The sequence below is a fragment of the Mesorhizobium sp. WSM4871 genome (assembly GCF_055811295.1).
The window spans coordinates 209546-233543 of sequence record NZ_JBVVPU010000001.1 but is presented as its reverse complement, the minus strand read 5'-3'; the positions used below and the strand labels follow the sequence as shown (position 1 = coordinate 233543).

The following is a 23998-nucleotide window of genomic DNA, read 5'->3' as shown; positions in this document are numbered from 1 at the left end:
GATCGCTTCTGGCCGTCAAGATTCTCCAGCGGCCTGGGCGCCAAAGTTCTTCGCGGAACATCTCTGCTGGACTGGTCATTAAGAGAGCAGAGAGCACTGATCTGGGGGTGGATGATGGGCATCCTTTCCGACCTCGACAAGAAGCTGACCGACAATATGTATAAGCGTGGGAGCGAGTTCACCGATGTGGTTGTGGATCTGCCGCGGAAGGTCGTGCATGCCGTCGAAGAGCTGATGCCTTTCATTCAGCCCGACGCCCGCGACACGGTAAGAAGCCAGATTCTCGGCCTGATTCACGAATACAAGATCGACAAACCCGGCAGCGAGGCCGAGCAGGATCGTGCCGATTGAAGGACCCGTTCTGGTCTAGCGCATGAGGCGCGGGTCGGCTCCTGCCAGCGTTGCTCATGGCTCGCCAGACCGATGGGCGTCCTTCGGTTGACGGGCTCGTCGAGCGCTCTAAATCAAACTCACGCCGAGCACAGTTTTGTCGGCCCCGGGGAGACTGTTCATGTGGCGCACCAAACGCGGGCTGTAATCTTTAAAGGCCTTCATCTTAAGCTCAACCGTTTATTCCTGCTGTTGCTTCTGGGCGCGTTGACGGCATGCTCGCGATCCGAGCATATCGAGCAGCAGTCGCGCATCGCCGCCTCGGCTGCACAGACAGCATCGATGGTGGTTGATGCCTGGATAAGGGGGGCGGCACCGTTCGCATACACGGCAGGCACGCTGCAATCGGTCGGCAAGAGGCTGGCCGATGCCGAGGTGCAAATCCGATCGGCCGGGACGGTTGAGCCTGCCGAGCAAGCTGGCTTGTCGGCAGCGGTCAAGGACTTGTCGGTGGCGGTGGCCCGTGCCGAGGCTGGATTGCGGGCCGGCGACCTGCCGGAGGTTCAAGACGCGCGGCAGGATCTTCGCCGGGCTTCGCGCTCTCTGGCCGCCGCCCATGCCAGATATTTGCCGACCAAGCCATGAAGAAGCTTTTCGAGATATCGCTCGGTGTCGTCACCAGCGTCGGCGGTTTTCTCGAGGTCGGATCGATGGCGACGGCGGCGCAGGCGGGCACGACCTTCGGATTCCAGCTGATCTGGGCGGTGGTCCTCGGCACCATCTGCATCATCTTTCTCGTGGAAATGGCCGGCCGGTTCGCGGCTGTGAGCCATCACACGATCTCCGACGGGATCCGGGAGAGGTTTGGCTTTAACGTCTTTCTATGGCCGTTGCTCGCCACCCTGCTGGTCAATTTCATGGTGCTGTCCGCCGAGATCGGTGGCGTTGCCATCGCGCTCGAACTTGCCACCGGCATAGGTTTCCAGTGGTGGGCGCTGCCGGTTGCTTTGCTGGCTTGGCTGCTGCTCTGGAAAGGCACGTTCGGATTCATCGAGAAAGGCGTGTCGATCCTTGGTCTGGTGACGTTGTGTTTCGTTGTCGGAGCCGTGATGCTGAAACCTGATTGGACAGCAGTCGCAGCCGGCGCGGTGCCTTCGCTGCCAACCCACGATGCCGCCAATTACTGGTTCATGGCGGTCAGCATTCTTGGCGCGTCGATATCGCCCTATCTGTTCATGTTCTATTCCTCGGGGGCTATCGAGGACCAGTGGGACGGCAGCTATCTCGGAATCAATCGGGCCATCGCGGGACTGGGCATGAGCTTCGGCGGCACCATTTCGATCGGCGTGTTGATCGTGGCCGCTCTTGTGCTCGCAACGCACGGTATCGACCAGGTGAACGACTACCATCAATTGCCGTTGATGCTGATCCAGATATTCGGGTTCTGGGGCTTCGTTCTGTTCGTTGCCTCTCTCGCCATCGCCTGCTTCGGTGCTGCACTCGAGGTCGGGCTGCAACAAGCTTATCTTGTGGCTCAAGGCCTGGGCTGGACGTGGGGCGAGGATCGCAAGCCGCGCGACGATCCGGGCTTCAGCGCCGTCTATACGATATCATTGCTTCTGGCCGCCATCCCTATGATGCTTGGTCTCGATCCACTGAGGCTCACCATCTTTTCCATGGCGCTGACGGCGGCCAGCCTGCCGTTGACGGTGGTTCCGTTCCTGTTTCTGCTGAACGACGAACGCTACGTCGGCGATCATCGCAACGGCGTTCTCTCGAATGCCGCGGTCATCTTCATCATCGCGCTTGGCTTCGTGCTGGCCGTGGTGACCATCCCACTGCAGATATTCGGAGGCACATGATGAAATTGCTGCGTGATCTCCTGGACAAGCAGGTGGTCGACCGCGAGCAGGTCAAAATCGGCAAGGTCGACGGGCTGGTGGCGGAGTTACGGCCAGGCAAGCCGCCAAGGATCGTTGCGGTTGAGCTCGGCTCAATCGCTTTGGCGCGTCGCCTTGGCGCGCGGCCCGGACGTTGGGTGGCGCAGCTCGCGGCAAAGCTGGGTGGCAAGCGCCATGGCGAGCCGCATCGGATCGCCTGGAACAAGGTGAAAGATATCGGCATCGACATCGAATTCGACATCGATGTGCGCGAGACGTCGATTTTCGCCTGGCAGGACTGGTTGCGCGATCATGTCATAGGACGCATTCCGGGAGCTTGATGATGATTACCGTCAATCTCGACCATCTGGCTGGGCGACGTGTGCTATCGCAGCGAGGCAAGAGCATCGGTCACATCGAGGAGATTCGCGCCGAACAGGATGGCGAAGATCTTGTCGTTACCGAATTCCATGTCGGCATCTACGCTGCTTTCGAGCGTCTCTCGGCCTCGGCAATGGGCGTGGCGGTGCTCGACCTTTTGCGACTGCGCCGCCGCGACGGTTTCTATCGCATTCCCTGGGACAAGCTTGACATCTCCGACCCAGCGCGACCGCGACTGCTGTGTCCGATAAGCGAACTCTCCGGCATGCAGGACGTAAGCGACCCTCAGGAGTAAGTCGTCGCGCCGTCGGGTGGACATCCTTTTAACGCAGCATGCTTGCCGTCAGAAAAATCGCGGCTGCCATCAGAACGACAGCTGCAATCACCAACAGCGGCCAATTGCTGCCAGGCCGCAATCCTGGCTCGCTCTCGACCGGCCGCATCGCACCGGCAAAGCTGGTGTCGTTTTCGAATTTCCGCTGATGAGAACGTCGCGGACCGGCTTCAACGCTCGGATTTCGTGTGTCCGCCGCCTCGGCGTCAGTCTCCAATGGGGCGACGGCAGGGTCGAAACCTGGGGTCTTGTCGTGCATGGCGCCCGCCTGAATTTCACCTCTGGCTTCGGCGAGACTCGGTTTGGGGACTTCGGCCATGATCACCTCCGGACAAACGAAAAATTACCAGGCGTTCGCGCCAGGCATGGGAGCCCGGTCGATCAGCGAGATTTCTCGTCGAGCAGGATTCTGGCGTCCTTTGCCGCGACGATGAAAGCCTGTCGCGCAACCTTGGGCGGCTTCTCTCCCCGCATCACGGCTAGGCAAGCTTCTATTGCCGCAAGGCGCCTGGCGCAGGTTGGCTTCGGCCAGTCGCGCAGCAGTACTTCGGCTGCGTCCGACACGGAAACGACAACTCTGTCACGGTCTATCCGGCCGGGCTGGATGACAATTGGCTTTCTAAAGTGTCCTATGCGCACGACAGCCCTCGCGGAGGCAGGCTTTTCAGCCGCATCGCGGCTGATTGGCTCTCCAATCGCACAGCCGCCGATTTGTTCCCGATTAAATTAGGCTCCGAACTTTGTCGTGGGCAGAAATCATCGCTAGATATCCAACGAGGCGTCGGAAGGGCTGGCGTAACGCTTCGCGAGTCCGCAAGCACGACGAGGGCTCGGTCGGGTTCTTTGCCTTCTCCGGTATCGGTGGTATCGGGCATCTATGCCTCCTGACAGGCTGTCGCCTCCGTTGCGCTTACGCGCCGCCGACATGATTGTCGTTAAATTGCCGGGTGTGGCCGTCGCACGCTCATAGGAAATGGCACAGCGCTGCTACGGGCCTCCACCGCTGGAGAACGGCGTCACCCGGAGCGTCCAAGGCAATTTGATGGCTGCAAGATCGATGCTCCGCACGCGAGTGCATCGCGCTACGTCATTTCTGCAGACCGATGCGGATCATGGCGTTTCCCTCCAGTTGTCGCCAGAAGTCTAGTACGGAAGCGACGATCGCTTCGGGCGCATCCTCCTGTACGAGATGCTTGGCGCCGGGGATGACGGTGAACGCTGCGCCGGGAATGCGTCGCGCGAGTTCCTCGCCGTCCTTCAACGGAATGAATTCGTCTTCGGCTCCCCACAGGATGGCCACCGGACAGCGGATTTCGCCGTAGCGATGCTCCACCTCATAGCTGTATTCGTCGTCCATTTGCGCGACTTGACGCCAAAAGGCCTTCTGCCCTTTGTTGAGCCACGGCCTGAGGTAGAGTTGCATCTCCTCTTCTCGGAGCGCGTGCTTCACCGTGGCCCCGATATACGCGCGCAATATGGCTTCGTGAACATAGGGCGGGAGTCCTGCAAACGCCTCCTGATGCTCCTTGGCGGCCTGCACCAGGGCTGATCCTTGGGGGCTGATCGCGACTGGATCAATCAGCACGAGACTGCGATAGTCGAGGCCGTTGAGAAGATGCGCACGCAGGGCAGCTGACCCGCCGAAATCGTGCGCGACGACGTCGGGTCGCACAAGGCCCCAATGCCTCACAAGCGAGGTGAACAGCCTGTTCTGGGCGCCATGCAGGATATCTGCCTCGGGCTTGTCCGATTGCCCGAACCCAATCATGTCATAGTAGAACACCTGCCGGTGGCGGGCGAGCCACGGCGCGATGCGCCGCCACTCGAGCGAAGAGAAGGGCGAACCGTGCATCACAACGGCAGGCGGACCTTCGCCGATTGCGTTCCAAGCGACAGAGTGCCCTTCGAAGGAAAACCGTTCGGCTAATCGCCATTCCATTGTCGTATTCCCAAACGAGGTGGTGAGAAGCCTCGAAATTGGCCCTTTGCTTTCTCGATCTAGCGCATCAGGGGGCAAGGTCCAGGAGCACAGTCGCATTCCTGAGCCGTGTGGTAGCGGTTGGGTTTTGAACCCGAGGTGATTTGAACCCCGAGGTGAAACGCCTTTATTATCAATGAGTTGAGGAAGATCAGAACTGCAAAGGGAGCGGTCCTGAACTCTCTTGTCAAAAAATCTGTAACAATATCAGGCCGTTAGGTGACCGTGATGGTAGCGGGAGAGGGACTTGAACCCCCGACCCCAGGATTATGATTCCCGTGCTCTAACCAACTGAGCTACCCCGCCAGGGCGGCGAAAGGCCCGAAATCCGCCTCAAATCGAAAGGCATGTCGAGGCATTCGCCAAGGTCGCGCGGATATAAGGTTGGGACACCAAGCCTGTCAAGCATCGATGCAGTCGGCATGCCGTCATATTGAGGGTCGCCGAAATGCGTTGCCGGGCAGATATTTGAGCTGAGCTGCCGGGGTTGAGTTCGACGAGGCACGTCGCTATGTCTCGGCCACGAAAGTCATGGTCTGAAATTGATGAAACCGCGCATTGCAGTCCTCGGTTGCGGATACTGGGGCAGCAACCACATCCGCACCCTCAAGGCGCTCGGCGCGCTGCACGCGGTTTCGGACGCCAACCCTGCCCGTGCCGAAGGGTTCGCCAGCGAGCAGGACTGCCTGGCGATCGGGCCCGAGGCGCTGTTTGGCCGCAAAGACGTCGATGCCATCGTCATGGCGCTGCCGCCGCAGTTCCACGCCGACATGGCGGTGCGCGCCGTCGAGAGCGGCAAGGATGTGCTGGTGGAAAAGCCGATCGCGCTGACGGTGGCCGATGCCGAGCGCTCGGTGCAGGCGGCGGCCGACAACGGCCGCGTCTTCATGGTCGGCCATGTGCTGCGTTTTCATCCCGCTTTCGAGACGCTGAAGGCGCTGATCGACAACGGCGAGCTCGGCGAGGTGCGCTACATCCACTCGCACCGGCTCGGGCTTGGCAAGTTCCATACCGAAAACGACGCGTTGTGGGATCTTGCGCCGCACGATCTGTCGATGATCCTGGCGATCACCGGCTCGGAGCCGGTCGAGGTGCGTGGCGAAGGGGCTGCCCTGCTCGACAGGCTCAGCGACTTCGCGCATCTGCACATGCGCTTTCCCAATGGCCTGCGCAGCCATCTCTTCGCCTCGCGGCTCAATCCTTACCGTGAGCGGCGGCTGACCGTGGTCGGCACCAAGGCGATGGCGGTGTTCGACGATGTCGAGCCATGGGAGCGCAAGCTCGCCGTCTACCGCCACGCGGTATGGCAAGACAGCGGCCAATGGGCCTTCACCGCCAACGAGCCGTCCTATGTGGCGGTCGGGGAGGGCATGCCGCTGACGCGCGAGCTGGAACATTTCATCCAGTGCATCGAGACGCGGGCGGAACCCCGCACCAGCGGCGAGGAAGCCATCAGGGTGCTGCGTATCCTGACCGCCGGCACGGTTGCCCATACCGGATCGCCTTCCTGAGAGACCGTTTGGAAACTCTACTCTAGCGGCCATCCGATGGCGTTTTCTGCGCTACTACAGCGCCGCGCGTCCTTTTGAACGCGCAAAGGACGCTGTAGCACTTTTGATTTTGCGCATGATCCTTTCCGAAAATCGATTTCGATTTTCGGGGTCATGCGCGAAGCTCACGGACCCAAATGTCCGCTGCGCTCCGGCCTTCGCCGGCCGAAGCACTCATAGGCGCTCCGCCCTATGAAGGCTACGGCCGGCGTAGGCCGGTTCTCGAAACCACCACCATATGACTCGCCAGAGCGAATTTCGAAACAGTCTCTAAGAGAAAAGCGGCGGTGCTGCTCTATTCGGCGGGAACCTGCGCCGGCCGGGCAGCAAGCCGGTTCAGCATCGCTTCGGCCTCGGCGCCGCGCTCGGAACGCTCGATGAAGCCGCCGCCGAACACGCGGGCCTCGTTGCCGTCGTCGGAATAGAGCACGCAGGCCTGGCCCGGCGCGATGCCGGATTCGCCGTCGACCAACTCGACAAAGGCGCTACCGGCGCGGTGATGGAGCACGGCCGGGCGCGGCGGGCGCGTCGAGCGCACCTTGGCAAAGAGCTCCAGCCCGGTCGCCGGAATGTCGGCGAGCTGCCCGTCGCCCAGCCAGTTCATGTTGCGCAGATAGATCTTGTGCGTCTCCAGCGCCTCGCGCGGACCAACGACGACGCGGGCGCGGTCAGCATCGAGATGGACGACGTAGAGCGGCTCGCCCGAAGCGATGCCGATGCCGCGGCGCTGGCCGATCGTATAGCGCAAAATGCCTTCATGGCGGCCGAGCACGCGGCCGTCGATATGGACGATGTCGCCCGGGTTGGCGGCGGCCGGCTTCAGCTTGGCGATGATGTCGGAATATTTGCCCTGCGGCACGAAGCAGATGTCCTGGCTGTCCTGCTTGGCGGCGACGTTAAGCCCCATTTCCTCGGCAATGGCGCGAACCTGCGGCTTCGACAGGCCGCCGAGCGGAAAGCGCAGATAGTCGATCTGCGCCTGTGTGGTGGCAAACAGGAAATAGCTCTGGTCGCGATCCGCGTCGACCGGCCGGTAGAGAGCGCGATGGTTGCCGTTGGCGCCGGAACGGATGTAGTGGCCGGTGGCCAGCGCGTCGGCGCCGAGCTCCCGCGCCGTCGCCAGAAGGTCGGCGAACTTCACCGTCTGGTTGCAGGAAACGCAAGGGATCGGCGTTTCGCCGGCCACATAGCTTTCGGCGAACGGGTCGATCACCGCCTTGCGGAAGCGCTCCTCGTAATTGAGCACATAATGCGGGATGCCAAGCGTCTCTGAAACGCGGCGGGCATCGTCGATATCCTGGCCGGCGCAGCATGAGCCGGCCCGATGCGTTGCCGCGCCGTGGTCGTAAAGCTGCAGCGTCACGCCGACGACATCATAGCCTTCATGCTTCAAAAGTCCGGCGACGACGGACGAATCGACGCCGCCCGACATGGCAACGACGACGCGGGTGTTTTGCGGGCTTCCGGGAAGGTCGAGGCTGTTCATGGTTCTTTCGTTCTGCGCGGCGCCCGATTGGCGGCGCTTGAATGCCAATGGCCGGAATATAGGTCAAGCACTTCGGGTGCGCCAGCTTTGTGGCGGCGCCGATTTTCGCCAGCAAATTCCGCGTTTGCCGGCGGATATCTCAAATGCCGACGAAAACACTAACGCGGCGTTCATGAACCTTACCTAGCTATTAGGGTTCGCTTAGGCAATTTTTAAAGCTGTGGCGGTAATGTGGTGGGGATTGGGTCTTTGAGTTTTTAGTAGAGAGTACGATGACCGATCTAGTTCGACCGCGAGTCAAATATGTTATCGGGCCCGACGGCAGCCCTCTTACGATCGCCGATCTGCCGCCGACGAACACTCGTCGCTGGGTTATCCGGCGCAAGGCGGAAGTGGTTGCTGCGGTGCGCGGCGGGCTTTTGAGTCTTGAAGAAGCTTGCCAGCGCTACAAGCTGACCACCGAGGAATTCCTGTCCTGGCAGGCATCGATCGATGAATACGGCCTTGCCGGGCTGCGCACGACGCGCATCCAGCAATATCGCCATTAGAGCTTTGGCCATGATCTTTTCGGAAAACCGGATTCCACTTTTCGGGATCGTAGTCTGAACCCGGTTCGAGGACGATGAAAGGCGCGGCAATCCGCGCCCTTTTTGTTTTGCCGAAACGATTCTCCCGTGTCAGGCCGCAAGCGCCACCTTGAAGATCGGCTTGGGCCGAGAAAGGTATGCGCGGCGCCGGCCTCTTCAAAAGGAAAGAAGTTCGCTAGGGAACGGCAAGCTTTTCGCGCCGACCCCGCTCCACAAGCTCAGCAAGGCTGTTGTGGTCGGTCACGACAGACATGCGTTCGACCCGGATACCTCGCGCGCGGGCTGCGGGACAGGAAGGATGGCTTGAGACTGACACCCGTCTGGCGAGTGGCGGCATCCAGGGTCAATGCCCGATCGCCGCGTGCAAATTGGGCCTGGAGCCCTGTTTTCAGCCGATCATGGCGCTGCGGCCGCCGGTCTCGGCGTCGCGGATCTTGGTGTCACGCGATTCGAGCATTTCGGCCTTGGAGAGCTCCGCTTCGGCTTCGCCGAGCAGTGATTCGGCAATGCTTCGCTGCTGGGCGAGATCGCTTTGCGAATTTCTGAGATTGTCGCGACGCAAACGCGCCGCCTTGGCGAAGGTCGGATAGGCAAAATGGTTGATGTCGGTGATGCCAGCCTTCTTTTCCTCGGCGGTGATCTGAAGTTCCAGTTCGACGGCCATGCGTTCGAATTCGGCGATCATCATGTCGAGTTGCAGCAGCTGCCGCCGCTTCTCGTTCACCTGAAATTGCTTCAGTCGAACGAGGTTTTCACGTGACTTCATGATTCGGTACTCCTGGAAACGCACACCTGCACATATCGTCCAATCCGCCCCGGCAAGCCGAGGCTTCACCCGTTTCCACCGGCTTTCCCGGAACTATGGGAAACAAACCCCTAAAGTTTTTTGCCGGCGGTAACCATTCGTTTACGGGCATTGTTAATCATACGGCTCAGGACTTAAGGCCGGGTAAAAATTTCGGTCCCTCGGTTGGAAGCATGGCCAGCGAGTCCCTGGAGTCACTTAGTCTGGCTTATTAATGTGTTGCATTAGCGGTTTGGTTCTGTGATTCATCATTAGATTCAACAAGGTGTAGAAAGAGGTTAAAAAATCTGATATCGTCATCAGCACGGAATTAGGTTTTGTTAACCATTCGATGGCAGCCTCTGCTCTAGGCAATCACTGCTCCGGTCCTGGACGGGTCGAGAAATGGTCCGGCGGCAGAAAAGGGGAATGAAATGCGTGTTCTGCTGATAGAAGATGACAGTGCAACCGCACAAAGCATCGAGCTGATGCTGAAATCGGAAAGCTTCAACGTCTATACGACCGACCTTGGCGAAGAAGGTGTCGACCTAGGCAAGCTTTACGACTACGACATCATCCTTCTCGACCTCAATCTCCCTGATATGTCGGGATATGAAGTCTTGAGGACACTTCGTCTTTCCAAGGTGAAGACGCCGATCCTGATCCTCTCAGGCATGGCCGGCATCGAGGACAAGGTGCGCGGTCTCGGCTTCGGCGCCGACGACTACATGACCAAGCCGTTCCACAAGGATGAGTTGGTTGCCCGCATTCACGCTATCGTGCGGCGTTCCAAGGGTCATGCCCAGTCGGTCATCACCACCGGTGACCTGGTGGTGAACCTTGACGCCAAGACCGTCGAGGTCGGCGGCCAGCGCGTGCATCTGACCGGTAAGGAATACCAGATGCTGGAGTTGCTCTCGCTGCGCAAGGGCACCACGCTGACGAAGGAAATGTTCCTCAACCACCTTTACGGCGGTATGGACGAACCGGAACTGAAGATCATCGACGTCTTCATCTGCAAACTGCGCAAGAAGCTCGATGCCGCTTCCGGCGGCCAGAATTATATCGAGACGGTCTGGGGCCGTGGTTATGTGCTGCGCGAACCCGAGGATATCCGCGTCAGCGCCTGAAACCCATCTTTCGATTGGTTTCCTACAAAAACCCGGCTTTCCGTCGGGTTTTGCTTTTGAACAGCTACTCGTGATCTGGCGTCAGATGCGATTTTCAAGTTGCGGAAGCATTCGAGCAGTTGCGGCCGATTGAACGGCTTCAGCAGATAGCCCTGAGCGCCTGCGCGCTTTGCCTTCATGATCGCCGCGACTTCGACCTCAACCAGCGAAATCAGGATCTGGGGCTGTATCGGGCTTGCCAGGGCGCGCAGACGGCGAATGACGTCTACCGCCTGCATGTCCGGCAGGGCGCCGTCGACGATGATGATATCAGGCATATCGGCTGCACACATCTCGATCGCGTCAAACCCGCTGGCGGCTTCGATGACCAGCATGTCGGGGCCACCCAGGATGCGCTTTGCAACCTTCCTGATGACGCTCGAATCGTCGATGAACATGCAGCGTTTCATTCGGGCCTTCTTTGCCGTCGGCGTCGCGAGGGGCTGGAAGGCACCATAGGGTCAATCCGGTAAAGAAGCCGAAAACCCGTTGGGTAAAATTTTTGTAAAGGCGCTATTTACGTATTCTTCTTCGTCGATACTTCGACTTATTCAGATCGGAAAATCTTTCAGTTACGACGCCAGGTATTGTTAGAAAAGCTCTTTATCTGTGCTTTCTGCTGGCGAGCGATCCAAATTACAGGTTGGCAAGCGGATCATGCAGCCGAGACGCAGTGTAGCGCTCCAGGAAGTCTCAGGCTGCGGACAGGACGATTTCCTCCGCGGTTGCGTGGATCGATATCGTCATGTTGGCTTCGCGCGCCAGGAGAAGCGTGTAATAGGGTTGCACCGAATGCGCGTCGATCGGTTCCTCGGGTCTGTGGCCGGAATGAAGTTCGAGGAACTTCGGCGGTACGCGCAGCATCGGACCGCTCGCGGCCAGAGCAAAGCGCGGCGCGGTGTCGAGGTTCTCAAGCGTGACCACAAGCTTGCCGCCACGCGGGATGGCGGCGTTGGCGACGAGAATGAGATTGAGCAGCAGCTTGACCTTGTTTTTTGGCAACAGCGCGCGGCTTCCGTTCCAGATCAGTTCCGGCTTCTCGTTCTTGAGGAAGGCGATGGCAACGGCTTCCGCGTCCCCGGTGTCGATCATCATCCCGGCAGAACCGGCCGCGCCGAAGGCGATACGGGCGAATTGCAAGCGGGCCGAGGCATTTCTGGCGCTCTGGCGAATCAGTTTCATGGCATCTTCGTCGGCGCCGCCTTCATCGAGCAGTTCGAGCCCGTTGTTTATGGCGCCCACCGGCGAAATAATGTCGTGACAGACCCGGCTGCACAAAAGTGCTGCGAGATCGGGTGCGGAAAGGGTGAAAAGCTCGGCCATCAGCGAAAAGTCCCTGCAAAATTTCACAACCAAGGGCCGGGCGATCGACGATCACGCCTGTCCACACGAATCACGCTCGCTCCCAAGGCTTTCTGAATACACAGCGCTTGTGCGTGCATCAACAAATCCAGAATTTGCCGTGATAGAAAATGGTGCGTTCACGCAAGTGGATGCGCAAGCGAGCGAAACCGGGCTAAAACCAGCCTTCGAACCGCCATCTTCATGTGAAAGCTTAATGGTTGAAAAAGAATTACGGCATAGTTTGCCCGTAACAGTCATCCTTAACGGCCGCCAAAGAGCCGAACGGATGCGAGGCGTCGGCGAAAGTGCTCCCTGACGGAGATTGGAAGCATGTTTTCCCGATTCTACGACCGGACTTTTTTCCGCGTCCTCACAATGACGATCGCTCTCATGGGCCTTGTCGTCCTTTCCCCCTCGGCTTCGCGAGCCCAGGAATACACCGCTCAGGAGATCGTTGATTCCGGTCACAAATTCTTCGGGGCGACATCGGGCGGGCTCGCCACCGTCGTCGAGAAGATCTTCGCCTCCTACGGCTTGCCAAACGGCTATCTGCTTGGCGAGGAGGGGTCCGGCGCGCTGATCGGTGGCCTGACCTATGGCGAAGGCACGCTCTACACCAAGAATGCCGGCGATCACAAAGTGTTCTGGCAGGGGCCGTCGCTTGGCTGGGATTTCGGCGGCGAGGGCTCGCGGGTGATGATGCTGGTCTACAATCTCAATGATGTGAGCAGCCTCTACAATCGTTTCGGCGGCGTTGCCGGCTCGGCCTATATCGTGGCCGGCGTCGGCTTCAACGTCATGAAGAACAACAACGTGCTGCTGGTGCCGATCCGTACCGGCGTTGGCGCCCGCCTCGGCGTCAATCTCGGTTACCTCAAGCTTACCCAGCGTGCGACCTGGAATCCGTTCTGAGCGGGACACCTGCATCATCTCGATCGGATTTTTTGAAGCCGCGACCCGGACGGTGTCGCGGCGGACCCTTGCCGCAGCGCTGGAATTCCGTCATGCGAACGTGGCACAATTGCTTATGATTGTTTGCCATCCATAACGGATAGTCATCTTGGTTCAGTCGATCCTGTTCTTTGTTCTCGGCTTTCTCTGCGCCGGCTTTCTGGCGCTGATGATTGCTCCGGCGATCTGGCGAAGGGCGGTGGCGCTGACGCGCAAACGCGTCGAGGGTTCAATGCCGCTGACGCTGGCCGAGATCCAGGCGGACAAGGACCGCGTCCGGGCCGAGTTCGCCATGTCGACGCGCCGGCTCGAAATGAGCGTGAAGTCGCTGCGCGAGAAATCAGCCGAACAGCTTGTCGAGATCGGCCGTGGCCTCGAGGCCCTGAAGGGTTTGGAAATCCAGCGGAAGGACAAGAAACAGGCCCTTCTGGAACTCGAAGCCAAGAGCGAGGAACTTCGACAGCGCGAAGACCAGTTGCAGGGTCTGACGGATCGGCTTGCCCAAACCGAGCGTGTGCTGGAAAAGCGCGCACTCGAGCTGGAAAAACTGGAGCACATGTATGATGAAGCCAGTTTTTCCTCCAGCAACCGCCAGATCGAACTGGTGGCGCGCGAATCCGAGCTGCAGAAGCTGGCCAGCGACATTTCGTTGTTGCGCGGCCAGCGCAAGGAAGCGGACAGGCGCAGCCAGGAGATCGCGGCCCAGAGCAAGGCCGTGCGGGACGCGTTGAAAGCCGAGAAGAAAAGGACGGGTGAACTGGACAAGAAGGTCGAGCGCCTGCTCGCCACGCTTGCAGATCGCGAAGAAAAGCTGGACCGCCGCGAAAAGGAGATCGCGCGACTTCGCGAAAGGAAGGGCGAGGGCAACACCTTCCCGCTGCGCCTTGTCAACGTAGCAGGCGATTCCGCCGGCGCGGCCGCCAAGGGTGGCGAGATCGAAAAGGCGATCGCCAAGCTCGATGCCGACCGGGAGCGGCTGGAAGCCAGGTTGACGGTGCTGGCCCGCGAGAACAAGCGGCTGAAGACCGACCTTGCCGCCTTCGAATCCGTCAGGTCAGAGGGCGGGAACGATGCGCGCAACGCCAGCGCGGCATTGCGCGAACAGATGAGCGATCTGGCGGCGCAAGTCGTCGCCCTGACGGCGCGGCTCGACGGGCCGGAGTCGCCGATCACCAAGGTGCTTGCCGCATCCAAGCAGTCGGCAAGCGGCGAACGCAGCCTTGCCGACCGCGTACGAGCATTGCAGAAGGCCGCTTTGACGAATTGAAGCCAGACAAGATGGAGGCCGCCTTCCGCGGTTCATCTCCTGCTTGCGGAAAAATGATGCAGCGCGATGGCTGACGCCGCAGCGACATTCAGGCTATCGAACCCCTCGGCCATGTCGATCCGTACAGTCCGCAGACGGTCAAGCAGGCTCCCGGGCAGGCCTTCGCCCTCGGTGCCGAGATAAAGCGCCAGCCGCTCTGCCCTTGTTGCATCACGGATTTCGGCTTGCCCGCGCGGTGACAGAGCGAACTGGTCGAAGCCTTGCCGGTCGAGCGCGGCAATGAAGCCGACGGTATCGGCGAAGGTGGCGAAGGGCACTTTCAGCGCGGCGCCGACGGAGACGCGGATCGCCTTGCGGTACAGCGGATCGCAGCAGGTCGCGTCCAGAAACACGGCATCGGCGCCGAAGGCAGCGGCGTTGCGAAAGACGGAGCCGATATTGTCATGATTGGCGATGCCGACCAGCACGACGATCAGCGCGCGGGCCGGCAGAGCGTCAAGTAGGGCCTCCGCGGGTTGTGCCGTGGCCTTGCGGCCGATCGCCAATATGCCGCGATGCATGTGGAAGCCGGCAATCCTGTCCATGATCTCGCCGGCCGTGACGTAGACCGGCAGGTCCACGGGCGCCTTGCGCAGGATTTCGTCAAGACCGGCCAGCCGGTTTTCGAGCACCAGCACCGATTCGGCCTTGAAGCGCCCGGTTGAGAGCAGCATGTCCAATACGACCTTGCCCTCGGCAACGAAGCGGCCTTGCCGGCCGGCAAGATCGCGCTCGCGTATGTCCAGATAGGCAGAGACGCGCGGGTCCAGCGGGTCATCGATGCGGATAGGGTCCATACGTTCCTCGGCGGACTCGCATCGGCCGGAAAATCGGAATCGATTTTCGGAAAGCACGAAGCGAGGCCTCAAAGTCTTGAGACGCGCACTCTGTCCCAGTCTTAGAGCGCACGTTGTCTTGGAGCGTACTTAGTGCGTCCAGCGGACGCACGTCGCTCTAAAAACATCAGCGACGCAGGAACGGTCGGACTTTCAGGTCAAGTCCCGGCGCGGCGCAGGCGATAGGCCATCTGCGACAGCTCGCCTTCGCCGAAAATCCCGTCCAGCATGGTAAGAAGTTCGCGCACGGCCTCTGATTTGCAGGAATAGTAGATCATCTGGCGGTCGCGGCGGGTCTCGACCAGATCGAGCGCCCGCAATTTAGCCAGATGCTGCGACAGGGCGGATTGGCTGAGCAGGACCTTCTCGGCGATGGCGCCGACCGACATTTCACCGTCAGCCAAATAGCTCATGATCAACAGCCGTTTCTCGTTGCCCATCAACGTCAGAAACGTGGCCGCCGATTCGGCGTTGGCGATTAGTTTTGTCGAGACCATCGATCCCCCATGCCTTCCTGCTCATCCGACGCTATGGGGGCAGTAGCATCTGATTCCATAGACTCACTGAATATGCGTTGGCGATTCAACGCTAGCGCGAAAGGTAGAACATTTCGCTCAAATCTCAAGGCTTGCTTTCGACCCTACTCGATTAACTGTGAAGCTGTGTCTAATTCGCCGCTCGACCGATCTTTGCCATGTCGACCAAGACATGGCGCAGATCCCGCGCGGCCTGCAACGGCTCGGGAAAGAAGATCCGGCAGACATCGTCGCCCGACGCCAGATCCATGCCATCGGCGTCGAAGCCGGTGACGATCCAATCGTCGCCCGCGGCCTTGGCGAAATGGCTGGCATAGATGGCAATTGCACCGCGATGGTCGGCATTCATGTGGTCGAGGGCGGATTGTTCGGCGGCGGCGAGCTCGTCGACGAGGGGTGCGGTGGCGACAAGGTCGGCACGGTTGAGCGAATATGCCTTGCCGAAGCCGCCATTCAGACTGGCTCGCTCGAGGTCGAGACGGAAGATCGAGAAGTCGCCAAGCCCGGCATAGAGCTTTGCCTTGGGGTTGCGATTGAGGTAGCGCCGTTCGGCGCGGGCATGTGCGCCTGATCCGCGCTCGAGCGGCACTGCCCGGCAAACCAGGGTGATGCGCGGGTGCGCCAGCGGATCGCCCTTGCCGGGTTGGCCCACGAGCAGAGAACAGCGCGGGTCGGCAAGGATCGCGCCAGTATGGGCGGACAGCGTCGAGACGAGGATCAGCGGCGTGCCGTCGATGTCGGTCGCCACGCCAACCCTGCTGGCCAGCGGCGAACCGGTTCCGGGCTCGATCACCGCAAGCGCACCGAAGCGCGCGCCGCGGATCAGCGTCTTGGCCAGCCTGATCGCCTCGGCGTCCGTCTCACGGATCACGTCCTTCTTCCGGTCGTCCAAGGTGCTCACCGCGACAAGTTGATTTTCATGATCCACTTATCGGACGACAAGGCCTGATTTGACAAGAGCGGTACTATTTCGGCGCCATGCGGATGGCGCCGTCGAGGCGGATGGTCTCGCCGTTCAGCATCTGGTTTTCGACGATGTGCAGCGCAAGTGCCGCATATTCGGAAGGTTCGCCCAGACGAGACGGGAAGGGCACCGCGGCGCCCAGCGAATCCTGCACCTCCTGCGGCATGCCGGCCATCATCGGCGTCTTGAAGATGCCGGGCGCGATGGTGCAGACGCGGATGCCTGAGCGGGCAAGGTCCCGCGCCACAGGCAGCGTCATGCCGACGACACCACCCTTGGAAGCGGAATAGGCTGCCTGGCCGATCTGACCGTCATAGGCGGCGACCGATGCCGTATTGACGATGACGCCACGCTCGCCGCCTTGCAACGGTTCGAGTTTGGCAGCCCGGTCGGCGACGAGGCGGATCATGTTGAAGGTGCCGATCAAATTGACCTCGATCACCTTGCGGTACTGGTCGAGCGGATGCGGACCATCCTTGCCGATCGTCTTGATGCCAATGGCGATGCCGGCGCAGTTGACCAGGATGCGCGGCTCGCCGAGCTTTCCTGCCACCTCCGCGACGGAAGCAGCGCCACTGTCGGCGCTGCTCACATCGCATTGGATAGCGAGGCCGCCAATGTCGGCCGCTACCTTCGCCGCCCGCTCGATGTCGAGGTCGAGGATGGCAACGCTGGCGCCCTTCGCGGCCAGCGCTCGCGCCGTCGCCTCGCCAAGGCCGGATCCGCCTCCGGTGACGATCGCAATCTGGCCGTTCGGGTTCATCTCGGTGTCCTCCGCCTAAAGCGCATCATGCCATCACGGCGATGGGCTCAGCGATCTTCGCCTGATCGGCATGGCAGACCTCCCCCGCCAGCCTTGCCACCGCGCCAGGCACGATCTCATGTGCTAAAAGCCGGTCGAGATCGACCGGGCGCGGCATGGAGATCTGCCCGCGCGGGATTCTCTTGAAGCCAAGCGGGCCATAATAAGGCTCGTCTCCGACAAGCATGACGGCTGCCATGCCGGCCTTGGTGGCGGCCTCCAATGCGATCGCCACCAGCCGGCGGCCGATGCCGAGATTCTTGAAGGCTGGCCGCACCGCGAGCGGCCCGAGCATCAGCGCACGACCGGCGCCGGCGGCGATGCGCGTCATGCGCACCGAGGCGACGACGGTATTGTCATCGACGGCGACAAAGGACAGCGCCCGCTCATGCGGGCCGCCCTCGCGGATCTTGTAGGCGGCCAGCACGAAACGGCCGGGCCCGAAGGCCTCGTCGTTGATGGCTTCGATTTCGGGGTCATGCGCCGGAGTTTCCGGCAGGTATCTCACGTCGGCAAGGCTCATGGTCTTTGCGTTCCGGTACGGGGAAAGGTTTGCTGCAAACGGCAGCGTTCGCCAGTCAGCGCTGCATCAAGCGCGGGCGCCCTTTCGTCGTCGGTCGGACCGGATCAAAGCAAAGTGGAACATGCGGATTGTCCGCTAGCATCAATTTTCGGCCGCCGCAATCCGCCGTTTTCGTCCACCGCTTCGCCCAGGTGACGGTCTGTTCAGCACATGACGGCTTCGGCGGTGCCGCCTTGCGCCTAAATGGCTGTTGAGGACGCAAGGAGATTTCGCATGGGATTGCTGGTCGAGGGCAGGTGGCATGATCGCGGTTACGACACCGCGGGCAGTGGCGGCAGGTTCGTGCGGGCGCAGTCGCAATGGCGCGACTGGGTCACTCGCGACGGCGCGCCGGCCGAGGGCCGCCAGCGTGGTTTCAAGGCCGAGCCCGGCCGCTACCATCTCTATGTCTCGCTTGCCTGTCCCTGGGCGCACCGGACGCTTATCTTTCGCGAGCTGAAGCGGCTCAAGGACGCGATTTCCGTCTCGGTCGTCCATCACTTCATGGGCGCGGATGGCTGGACTTTCCTGGCCGAGGACGGCGCCACCGGCGACACGCTCTACGGCCTCGATTTCCTGCATCAGATCTATACCAGGGCCGATCCAGCCTATTCCGGCCGGGTGACGGTGCCGGTGCTGTGGGACAAAAAAGAGCAGGCCATCGTTTCCAACGAATCCTCTGAAATCATCCGGATGCTCAATTCCGCGTTCGACGCATGGGGCGACGCCAGCCTCGATTTCTATCCGCAGGCGTTGCGCGGCGAGATCGACAAGATCAATGCGCTGGTCTATCCCTCAATCAACAACGGCGTCTATCGCGCCGGCTTCGCCACCACGCAAGCAGCCTATGAGGAGGCGTTTGGCGACCTGTTCTCGGCGCTCGACACGCTGGAGGACCGCCTGTCGCAACAGCGATACCTCGCCGGCGACCGCATCACCGAGGCCGACTGGCGGCTGTTCACGACGCTGGTCCGCTTCGATCCGGTCTATGTCGGCCATTTCAAGTGCAATCTGCGCCGCATCGCCGACTATCCGAACCTGTCGAACTATCTGCGCGACCTCTATCAGGTGCACGGCGTCTCGGGCACGGTGAACCTGCACCACATCAAGGCGCACTACTACGGCAGCCATGAAACCATCAATCCGGCGCGGATCGTGCCGGTCGGACCGGAGCTCGACCATGGCGCGCCGCATGATCGCGCGCGGTTCAGGAAGGCGGCGTGATCTACCAGTAGGGCGACGGCTGTTCGCCGCCAAAAATCTCGGCGATGCGCCGCAACGTGGCCGGCGTGGTTCCCTGGGGCAGGCGGTCGAGCGGGAAGAAACCGGCTTCGGCGATCTCATGGTCCGGCAGCTTTGGCGCGGTCTGGCTGAACTCTTCGATCAGATACAGGCCGACGTGATCGCGGCGGCTGGCCCTGTGGTTGAAATGCATCGACTTCAGCAGCGGCGGCGCGCTGAGCGCAATGTTGCCCTCCTCGGCGAGTTCGCGCACAAGCGCTTCAACCAGCGTCTCGCCGAGCTCCACGCCGCCGCCCGGAAGCTGCCAGCCCGGGACATAGGTGTGGCGGATGAGAAAGACGGAATTGGAGGCGCGATCGTGGACCAGGCCGCGCACGCCGAGCGTCATTGGCCGCCGCAGCACGAAGTACAGGTGGAACAGCCTTGCCCTGAAACCCGGCCAGCCGGTCTGGCGAAAGGCCTGTTGCGGATCGGACCGCTTCATCAACCACGAAACCGTGGGTGGAAAGCGGGACGCGCGTCGCTTATGAAGGAAGGATGTTCAGGCTCGCGCATATTTCCGATATCCACCTGGGACCGCTCCCCGATGTAACCTATCGCGATCTCGCCTCCAAGCGCGTGGTCGGCTACGTCAACTGGCAGCGCAACCGCCGCCGCCACATGCACGATGCCGTCATCGACACGATCGTCACCGACATGCAGGCCAGTGGTGCCGGTCACATCGCCGTCACCGGCGATCTGGTCAACCTGGCGCTCGACGGTGAGATCGAGATGGCCAAGCATTGGCTGGAGACGCTGGGTTCGCCGGATGACGTGTCGGTCGTACCCGGCAACCACGACGCCTATGTGCCGGGCGCCTTCGACAAGGCCTGCCGGTCATGGGCAGCGTGGATGACCGGCGACGGCGTCAATTCGCCTGTCGACCGCAATGCCTTTCCCTATCTGCGCGTGCGCGGCGACATCGCGCTGATCGGTGTCACGACGGCGCGTGCCACGGCTCCGTTCATGGCCAACGGCTTCTTTCTGGAAGGCCAGGCCGAAAGGCTGCGCGGTATTCTCGATGCGACCGCCAGGCGCGGGCTGTTCCGGGTGATCATGATCCACCACCCGCCGGTGCGCGGCGCGGTGTCACAGCCCAAGCGGCTGTTCGGCATCGCCCGCTTCAACAAGGTCGTTCACAAGCATGGCGCCGAACTCATCCTGCACGGCCATTCGCATGAGCCGTCGCTGTTCTTCATCGGCGGGCGAGGCAGCAGGATTCCCGTGGTCGGCGTGGCTGCCGCGGGACAGTCGCCCGGCGGCAGGCGCCCGGCCGCACAGTACAATCTGCTCGATATCGATGGCGAAAAAGGCAATTGGCGCATCAAGCTGACACGGCGCGGCCTGACCGGACCAGCCATAGCGCCATCCGACCTGGAGACGCTGGAGCTTGGCGCGAACGCCGAAGCTATGGCTTGAAGCCCCATCCCATCGCAACGATGCGGTCCCAGAACAATATGACCGAGACAACCAGCCCGACCAGGGCGCCCGCCACGATCAATCCAAGGCCGGAGAGGAAGGCCGACCAGGCCTTGCCGCGCGGGGCGGCCTGCAACGGTGGCTCGGCTTCCGCCACGGCAGCGCGTTTCAGGCCGGCGATAGCCTGCTCGACGCCACCTTCCAGCATTCTCTGGCGTTCAACGACGCGCTCCGCCACGTAGCGCGTCACCTGGTCGGCTATGGGTTTCATGTCGGTCGATTCGGCGAGCACCACACGACCGATGCGCGTATCCCGGAGGAAACGATAGGTGCGGCGGTCGCGTCCCATGGCGATGTGGCTGACGGCGTCGATCCACAGACGTGGCTGCAGCCCGGACGATACGGCGAAGTCGAAATTGTCCATGTCGGCGGGCACGTCGGCAAAGACGGGTGCGAGTTCGGCGGCAAGCAAGTCGAGCCGCATGCGATGCGCCTCGCGCATGTCGACCACGACGTCGTCGCGGTCGGCGAAGGCGTTTTTCACGTCGCGAATGGCATCGGACAATCTTCGCGACTGATCGATCTGGGTGATGTTCTCGCCTGCGTCCTTCATCGGCGTCTGCCTCGTGGTTGGTTAACAGCGAGTTAACACAATCGCCGGCAAATTGCACGCTGGACCGGCCTTCGCGTAGGTGCCGAAGGTTGCCTGACGCGTCCAGGCGGCCGCAAATCTTTGCAGTGAAGGGATCAGTTGGCCGCGGCGGCGAATTTTGGCCGAAGACGGCGGCTGCGACGTTTCATGTTGCGGCGAATTATCTCCGCGACCAGGCCGGGCGCCTCCTCGACCAGCATATGGCCGGTCTCCAGCACATGGTGCAGGTGAAAATGCGCCGGCAAGCCGTCGGCCTGAGTAAAGGGCAGCACCGTGTCGTCGGTTCCCCAAACCACCATCACCGGCATCGTCAGCGTCTCGAGCCGTTCGCGCGGGATGACACCTTGCCGATCATCCCTGGTCATGGCAGCCGCCATCTCGACCAGTTTCTGCAACTGGCCAGGACGCGCGCGCATATCGCCATGGACATCCACGATACGCTCCGAGGGCGGACTTTGCGGTCCGGACATGGCGGCGAGGCAGGCACGAATTTCGTTTCTGTCGGCAGCAGCGGCATGGCGGCGCAACAGCGGCCCGTTGATCTCCGTGCCAAAGCCGCCCGGGGCCAGAAGTGTGAGCGACGCTATTTTTTCGGGCTCGGCCAATGCCATCAGCACCGCTACCGCCCCGCCCATCGAATGACCGACGAGATGCACTCTGCTGATTGTGCGCGCGCCGAGATCGACAAGAAGGGCGCGGGCGGCCGTCTTGGCCGAACCGCCCTCGGGGAAATCGAGCGACAGCCCGTGGCCCGGGAGATCATAGGCCAGCGTGCGTGCTCCAGGTGCCAGTGTCGAAATCACCTCGCGCCAATCATCGTGGCAACCGCCGAAGCCATGCAGGAAGACGATCGTCTCCGAGCCGGTGCCCCGTTCGACAGCGTAAAGGGATGAAATCATGAAAATTTATGGTGCATTGCAAGACGGGCGGGACAACGGATCTGAAATCGTGGCTGGATTGCTCTTTGTCCAGAGCCACGGCCAATAAAATCTTCGCGATCAGGCGCCAGTCTGGAAATGGTCAGCTACCGCTGCCGATCCCGGCGGCATGCAGGGCCTCGACCAGCCGGTCGGTCAGATCGGCGGGATATCGTCTGTCGGCGAATGTCGCGCGCGGATCGGCCGCGAATTTCGGGAACTTGGCGGCCAGTTCGTCCGCGAGATTTAGCGCCAGTTGATCGCGGCCGGCGGCCTTCGCCGCGATCAGCCGCGCGGCCAGATAGTGCGATTTCGTCGCCGTCGGCCGCAGCGCATCGCTGGCGATCGTGGCCCTGTTCATGTCGCCCAGCATGAACGCACCGACGAAAAGCCCGTAGTCCCACCATGTCGGATGAGCGCTGGAGATTTCGACGGCGTGAGCAAGAATTGGCGTGCCCTGGCTGTACTTGCCGGCGAAGATCAGCACGTAGCCGTAGGCCGCCGCCATGCTGAGGTCATAAGGATTGAGCTCGTGGGCCTTGCGCATCCAGCGGATCGATTCATCCGAGTTGCCGAGGCGCGCGTAGAGGTAGCCGTAGGCGCGGTGCGCATAGGGGCTGGTCGGTCCCATCTGTGCGGCGCGATGGGCAAACAACATCGCCTGTTCAATTGTTGCGCCGGGGGGATAGGCGTAGTGATCGGTGACCGCCTCGAGGTGCAAGGAGGCAAGCTCGGAATAGACGAGCGACGACTTCGCATCCAGATTGGCCAGGTTTTCGAGACAACGATACGCAGCCTCATGGGTCCTGGCGCTCTGGTCGAGATAGTATTTGTCGTTGAGCCGCAGACATTCCGTCAGGCCGTTCTGAATGCCGCTCTGTTCGATGTAGTTGTAGATCGTGCCCGAGGCCGGAACGGCCGAGCTCAAAATGTCGGCGACACTATCCTCGACGGCGGAGGGGGTGTTGTCCGCGGCAAGGAGGTTGCGCGACAGCAGGACCCGCCCGGTCGCCACGCTTTGCAACTCGAGAGTGACATCGCCCGTCGTCGGTCCCGGCAAGACATCGAATATGAAACTGGTTGCGTCCGCGACCGGATCGGGTGGGCTGTCGGCATCGCGACCGATGAAGTTGACTGTATCGAAACCGCTGAGGCCGGCGCGCAACGACGCGGCGACGCGCCGCGCCTCGGCGCTGTTGGCTTTCACGGCAATGTAGACGAGCGGAAGGGCTTCGATCGGAGGCAATGGCGCGATGCTGCCGGTCGCCACCGCATTCTCGACCGTCGATGCGGCATCGCCTCCGGCCAGCAATGCGCTGCTTCCCTGACGAAGGATCAACACGCCCAGCATGACGATGACCAGAGCGATCGCCGCCCAGAAGAACTGGAGATGGCGCCGCAGCGCGTGTCCCGGCTCGGGGACGACAGAGGACATGAACGATGCAGGGCGCGCGACCATGCCGGCGCCTTCGAGCGGTTCCGGCACGGTGGCGACCGTCTCGACATGTTCCGCCGGCTCGGGCTCGACGAGGAGACGGATCGCGTTGAGTTCATAGGATGGGACATAGCCGCCACGCGGAATGGCGATGCGGATCGGTTCTGCAATGCCCTCATTGGCGAAGTAGTGCTGAAGAAGCTCGCGCAGCCTGCCTGCCTGGACCCGCACCACGGCATCGGTCGACGGATCGAAATCGCCGTCCTTGCCGAAAACATCCATCGCGATGGAAAAGCCCTTGAGCTTGTCGGCTTCGCCTGCCTGCTCGCGTTCGACCAGGTAGCGAAGCAATTTACGCGCGCGCTCGGATCGCCCGAACGTCTCGCTGGCTAGCAATCGCTCCAACGTCTCGCGCACTGCGGGGGCGGCAGGCGTGGCATGCTGCAAGTGTCGATCCTTTCGAAGTCGGCACAGGTTATGCGCGCGATCATATAGCGCCTACACTGCCACACAA

The 23998-nt window shown here is 61.4% G+C and carries 29 protein-coding genes, 1 tRNA gene and 1 pseudogene; 14 read left to right on the top strand and 17 right to left on the bottom strand.

The genetic code is table 11. The features are described 5' to 3' along the window. Positions 1 to 114: 114 nt before the first annotated feature. From AC0L2H_RS01255 to AC0L2H_RS01235, 5 genes are all read left to right on the top strand, one after another. A complete protein-coding gene (locus AC0L2H_RS01255) occupies positions 115 to 351 on the top strand; it encodes a hypothetical protein (RefSeq protein ID WP_473588485.1) in 237 nt (78 codons plus the stop codon). Between the two features lie 162 nt (positions 352 to 513). After that, positions 514 to 975 carry a hypothetical protein gene (locus tag AC0L2H_RS01250; protein ID WP_473588484.1) on the top strand — a complete coding sequence of 154 codons (462 nt, stop codon included), beginning with the start codon at positions 514 to 516 and terminating at the stop codon, positions 973 to 975. Beyond that, positions 972 to 2192 (top strand): NRAMP family divalent metal transporter, encoded by a 1221-nt coding sequence (locus AC0L2H_RS01245; protein ID WP_473588483.1) that lies wholly within the window; start codon positions 972 to 974, stop codon positions 2190 to 2192. The genes AC0L2H_RS01250 and AC0L2H_RS01245 overlap by 4 nt, the downstream gene beginning before the upstream one ends. Continuing rightward, entirely contained in the window at positions 2192 to 2551 is a 360-nt protein-coding gene (locus AC0L2H_RS01240; protein WP_473588482.1) for a hypothetical protein, read from the top strand. The genes AC0L2H_RS01245 and AC0L2H_RS01240 overlap by 1 nt, the downstream gene beginning before the upstream one ends. Before the next feature lie 2 nt (positions 2552 to 2553). Then, positions 2554 to 2886, top strand: coding sequence for a hypothetical protein (locus tag AC0L2H_RS01235; protein ID WP_473588481.1), 333 nt, complete (start codon positions 2554 to 2556; stop codon positions 2884 to 2886). A 28-nt stretch (positions 2887 to 2914) separates the two neighbouring features. Here the strand turns inward: AC0L2H_RS01235 and AC0L2H_RS01230 are convergent, their stop codons facing one another. From AC0L2H_RS01230 to AC0L2H_RS01215, 4 genes are all read right to left on the bottom strand, one after another. Further along, positions 2915 to 3244: a hypothetical protein gene (locus AC0L2H_RS01230; RefSeq protein WP_473588480.1), complete on the bottom strand. Its 330-nt coding sequence runs from the start codon at positions 3242 to 3244 to the stop codon at positions 2915 to 2917. A 62-nt stretch (positions 3245 to 3306) separates the two neighbouring features. After that, a complete protein-coding gene (locus AC0L2H_RS01225; RefSeq protein ID WP_473588479.1) occupies positions 3307 to 3564 on the bottom strand; it encodes a DUF982 domain-containing protein in 258 nt (85 codons plus the stop codon). A 448-nt stretch (positions 3565 to 4012) separates the two neighbouring features. Further along, positions 4013 to 4777, bottom strand: a complete 765-nt coding sequence (locus AC0L2H_RS01220) for an alpha/beta fold hydrolase (RefSeq protein ID WP_473588478.1) — start codon at positions 4775 to 4777, stop codon at positions 4013 to 4015. Positions 4778 to 5132: 355 nt separating this feature from the next. Next, a tRNA-Met gene (locus tag AC0L2H_RS01215) sits at positions 5133 to 5209 on the bottom strand. A gap of 239 nt (positions 5210 to 5448) precedes the next feature. Here AC0L2H_RS01215 and AC0L2H_RS01210 point away from each other — a divergent pair. Beyond that, positions 5449 to 6414, top strand: a complete 966-nt coding sequence (locus tag AC0L2H_RS01210; protein WP_473588477.1) for a Gfo/Idh/MocA family protein — start codon at positions 5449 to 5451, stop codon at positions 6412 to 6414. Between the two features lie 334 nt (positions 6415 to 6748). Here AC0L2H_RS01210 and mnmA read toward each other — a convergent pair whose 3' ends face one another. Beyond that, the gene (gene mnmA / locus AC0L2H_RS01205; protein WP_473588476.1) at positions 6749 to 7939 is read right to left on the bottom strand and encodes a tRNA 2-thiouridine(34) synthase MnmA; all 1191 of its coding nucleotides are present in this window, start codon (positions 7937 to 7939) and stop codon (positions 6749 to 6751) included. Between mnmA and AC0L2H_RS01200 the strand changes: the two genes are divergently transcribed. Next, on the top strand, positions 7938 to 8126 hold the full coding sequence (locus AC0L2H_RS01200) for a hypothetical protein (RefSeq protein WP_473588475.1): 189 nt from the start codon (positions 7938 to 7940) through the stop codon (positions 8124 to 8126). The two genes, mnmA and AC0L2H_RS01200, sit on opposite strands and share 2 nt — an antisense overlap. Before the next feature lie 85 nt (positions 8127 to 8211). Then, positions 8212 to 8487 carry a CtrA inhibitor SciP gene (gene sciP, locus AC0L2H_RS01195; protein WP_006203587.1) on the top strand — a complete coding sequence of 92 codons (276 nt, stop codon included), beginning with the start codon at positions 8212 to 8214 and terminating at the stop codon, positions 8485 to 8487. Positions 8488 to 8914: 427 nt separating this feature from the next. On the opposite strand, the gene AC0L2H_RS01190 is transcribed toward sciP, so the two are convergent. Then, complete coding sequence (locus AC0L2H_RS01190) at positions 8915 to 9292, bottom strand: flagellar export protein FliJ (RefSeq protein WP_292190762.1); 378 nt, start codon at positions 9290 to 9292, stop codon at positions 8915 to 8917. Positions 9293 to 9744: 452 nt separating this feature from the next. Here AC0L2H_RS01190 and ctrA point away from each other — a divergent pair, with 452 nt between their 5' ends. Further along, positions 9745 to 10440, top strand: coding sequence for a response regulator transcription factor CtrA (gene ctrA, locus AC0L2H_RS01185; RefSeq protein ID WP_006203583.1), 696 nt, complete (start codon positions 9745 to 9747; stop codon positions 10438 to 10440). An 83-nt stretch (positions 10441 to 10523) separates the two neighbouring features. Here ctrA and AC0L2H_RS01180 read toward each other — a convergent pair. Both AC0L2H_RS01180 and chpT read right to left on the bottom strand, forming a co-directional pair. Continuing rightward, a pseudogene (locus tag AC0L2H_RS01180) lies at positions 10524 to 10889 on the bottom strand (response regulator); the annotation flags it as partial. A 283-nt stretch (positions 10890 to 11172) separates the two neighbouring features. Then, entirely contained in the window at positions 11173 to 11802 is a 630-nt protein-coding gene (chpT, locus tag AC0L2H_RS01175) for a histidine phosphotransferase ChpT (RefSeq protein WP_473588474.1), read from the bottom strand. On the opposite strand from chpT, the gene AC0L2H_RS01170 reads away from it, so the two are divergent. The 3 genes from AC0L2H_RS01170 (at position 11786) to AC0L2H_RS01160 (ending at position 14041) form a co-directional block, all read left to right on the top strand. Next, positions 11786 to 12139, top strand: coding sequence for a hypothetical protein (locus AC0L2H_RS01170; RefSeq protein WP_473588473.1), 354 nt, complete (start codon positions 11786 to 11788; stop codon positions 12137 to 12139). The two genes, chpT and AC0L2H_RS01170, sit on opposite strands and share 17 nt — an antisense overlap. 59 nt (positions 12140 to 12198) lie before the next feature. Continuing rightward, a complete protein-coding gene (locus AC0L2H_RS01165) occupies positions 12199 to 12735 on the top strand; it encodes a DUF1134 domain-containing protein (protein ID WP_473588865.1) in 537 nt (178 codons plus the stop codon). A gap of 148 nt (positions 12736 to 12883) precedes the next feature. Next, complete coding sequence (locus AC0L2H_RS01160) at positions 12884 to 14041, top strand: coiled-coil domain-containing protein (protein ID WP_473588472.1); 1158 nt, start codon at positions 12884 to 12886, stop codon at positions 14039 to 14041. 32 nt (positions 14042 to 14073) lie between these two features. Here AC0L2H_RS01160 and AC0L2H_RS01155 read toward each other — a convergent pair whose 3' ends face one another. From AC0L2H_RS01155 to AC0L2H_RS01135, 5 genes are all read right to left on the bottom strand, one after another. Further along, on the bottom strand, positions 14074 to 14877 hold the full coding sequence (locus AC0L2H_RS01155; RefSeq protein WP_473588471.1) for a TrmH family RNA methyltransferase: 804 nt from the start codon (positions 14875 to 14877) through the stop codon (positions 14074 to 14076). Between the two features lie 197 nt (positions 14878 to 15074). Continuing rightward, positions 15075 to 15413: an ArsR/SmtB family transcription factor gene (locus AC0L2H_RS01150; protein WP_263782617.1), complete on the bottom strand. Its 339-nt coding sequence runs from the start codon at positions 15411 to 15413 to the stop codon at positions 15075 to 15077. 169 nt (positions 15414 to 15582) lie between these two features. Then, positions 15583 to 16344: a HugZ family pyridoxamine 5'-phosphate oxidase gene (locus AC0L2H_RS01145; RefSeq protein ID WP_473588470.1), complete on the bottom strand. Its 762-nt coding sequence runs from the start codon at positions 16342 to 16344 to the stop codon at positions 15583 to 15585. A 73-nt stretch (positions 16345 to 16417) separates the two neighbouring features. Continuing rightward, entirely contained in the window at positions 16418 to 17179 is a 762-nt protein-coding gene (locus AC0L2H_RS01140; RefSeq protein ID WP_473588469.1) for a 3-hydroxyacyl-CoA dehydrogenase, read from the bottom strand. A gap of 25 nt (positions 17180 to 17204) precedes the next feature. Continuing rightward, positions 17205 to 17741: a GNAT family N-acetyltransferase gene (locus AC0L2H_RS01135; RefSeq protein WP_473588468.1), complete on the bottom strand. Its 537-nt coding sequence runs from the start codon at positions 17739 to 17741 to the stop codon at positions 17205 to 17207. A 273-nt stretch (positions 17742 to 18014) separates the two neighbouring features. Between AC0L2H_RS01135 and AC0L2H_RS01130 the strand changes: the two genes are divergently transcribed. Beyond that, entirely contained in the window at positions 18015 to 19004 is a 990-nt protein-coding gene (locus tag AC0L2H_RS01130) for a glutathione S-transferase family protein (protein WP_473588467.1), read from the top strand. A 1-nt stretch (position 19005) separates the two neighbouring features. Here the strand turns inward: AC0L2H_RS01130 and AC0L2H_RS01125 are convergent, their stop codons facing one another. Beyond that, positions 19006 to 19506 (bottom strand): NUDIX domain-containing protein, encoded by a 501-nt coding sequence (locus tag AC0L2H_RS01125; protein WP_473588466.1) that lies wholly within the window; start codon positions 19504 to 19506, stop codon positions 19006 to 19008. Between the two features lie 53 nt (positions 19507 to 19559). Here AC0L2H_RS01125 and AC0L2H_RS01120 point away from each other — a divergent pair, with 53 nt between their 5' ends. Continuing rightward, positions 19560 to 20480 carry a metallophosphoesterase family protein gene (locus AC0L2H_RS01120; protein WP_473588465.1) on the top strand — a complete coding sequence of 307 codons (921 nt, stop codon included), beginning with the start codon at positions 19560 to 19562 and terminating at the stop codon, positions 20478 to 20480. Here AC0L2H_RS01120 and AC0L2H_RS01115 read toward each other — a convergent pair. The 3 genes from AC0L2H_RS01115 to AC0L2H_RS01105 all read right to left on the bottom strand — a co-directional run bounded on the left by AC0L2H_RS01115 (position 20470) and on the right by AC0L2H_RS01105 (position 23931). Then, the gene (locus AC0L2H_RS01115; RefSeq protein WP_473588464.1) at positions 20470 to 21093 is read right to left on the bottom strand and encodes a hypothetical protein; all 624 of its coding nucleotides are present in this window, start codon (positions 21091 to 21093) and stop codon (positions 20470 to 20472) included. The two genes, AC0L2H_RS01120 and AC0L2H_RS01115, sit on opposite strands and share 11 nt — an antisense overlap. A 134-nt stretch (positions 21094 to 21227) precedes the next feature. Then, complete coding sequence (locus tag AC0L2H_RS01110) at positions 21228 to 22031, bottom strand: alpha/beta fold hydrolase (protein ID WP_473588463.1); 804 nt, start codon at positions 22029 to 22031, stop codon at positions 21228 to 21230. 121 nt (positions 22032 to 22152) lie between these two features. After that, complete coding sequence (locus AC0L2H_RS01105; protein ID WP_473588462.1) at positions 22153 to 23931, bottom strand: tetratricopeptide repeat protein; 1779 nt, start codon at positions 23929 to 23931, stop codon at positions 22153 to 22155. Positions 23932 to 23998: the final 67 nt, after the last annotated feature.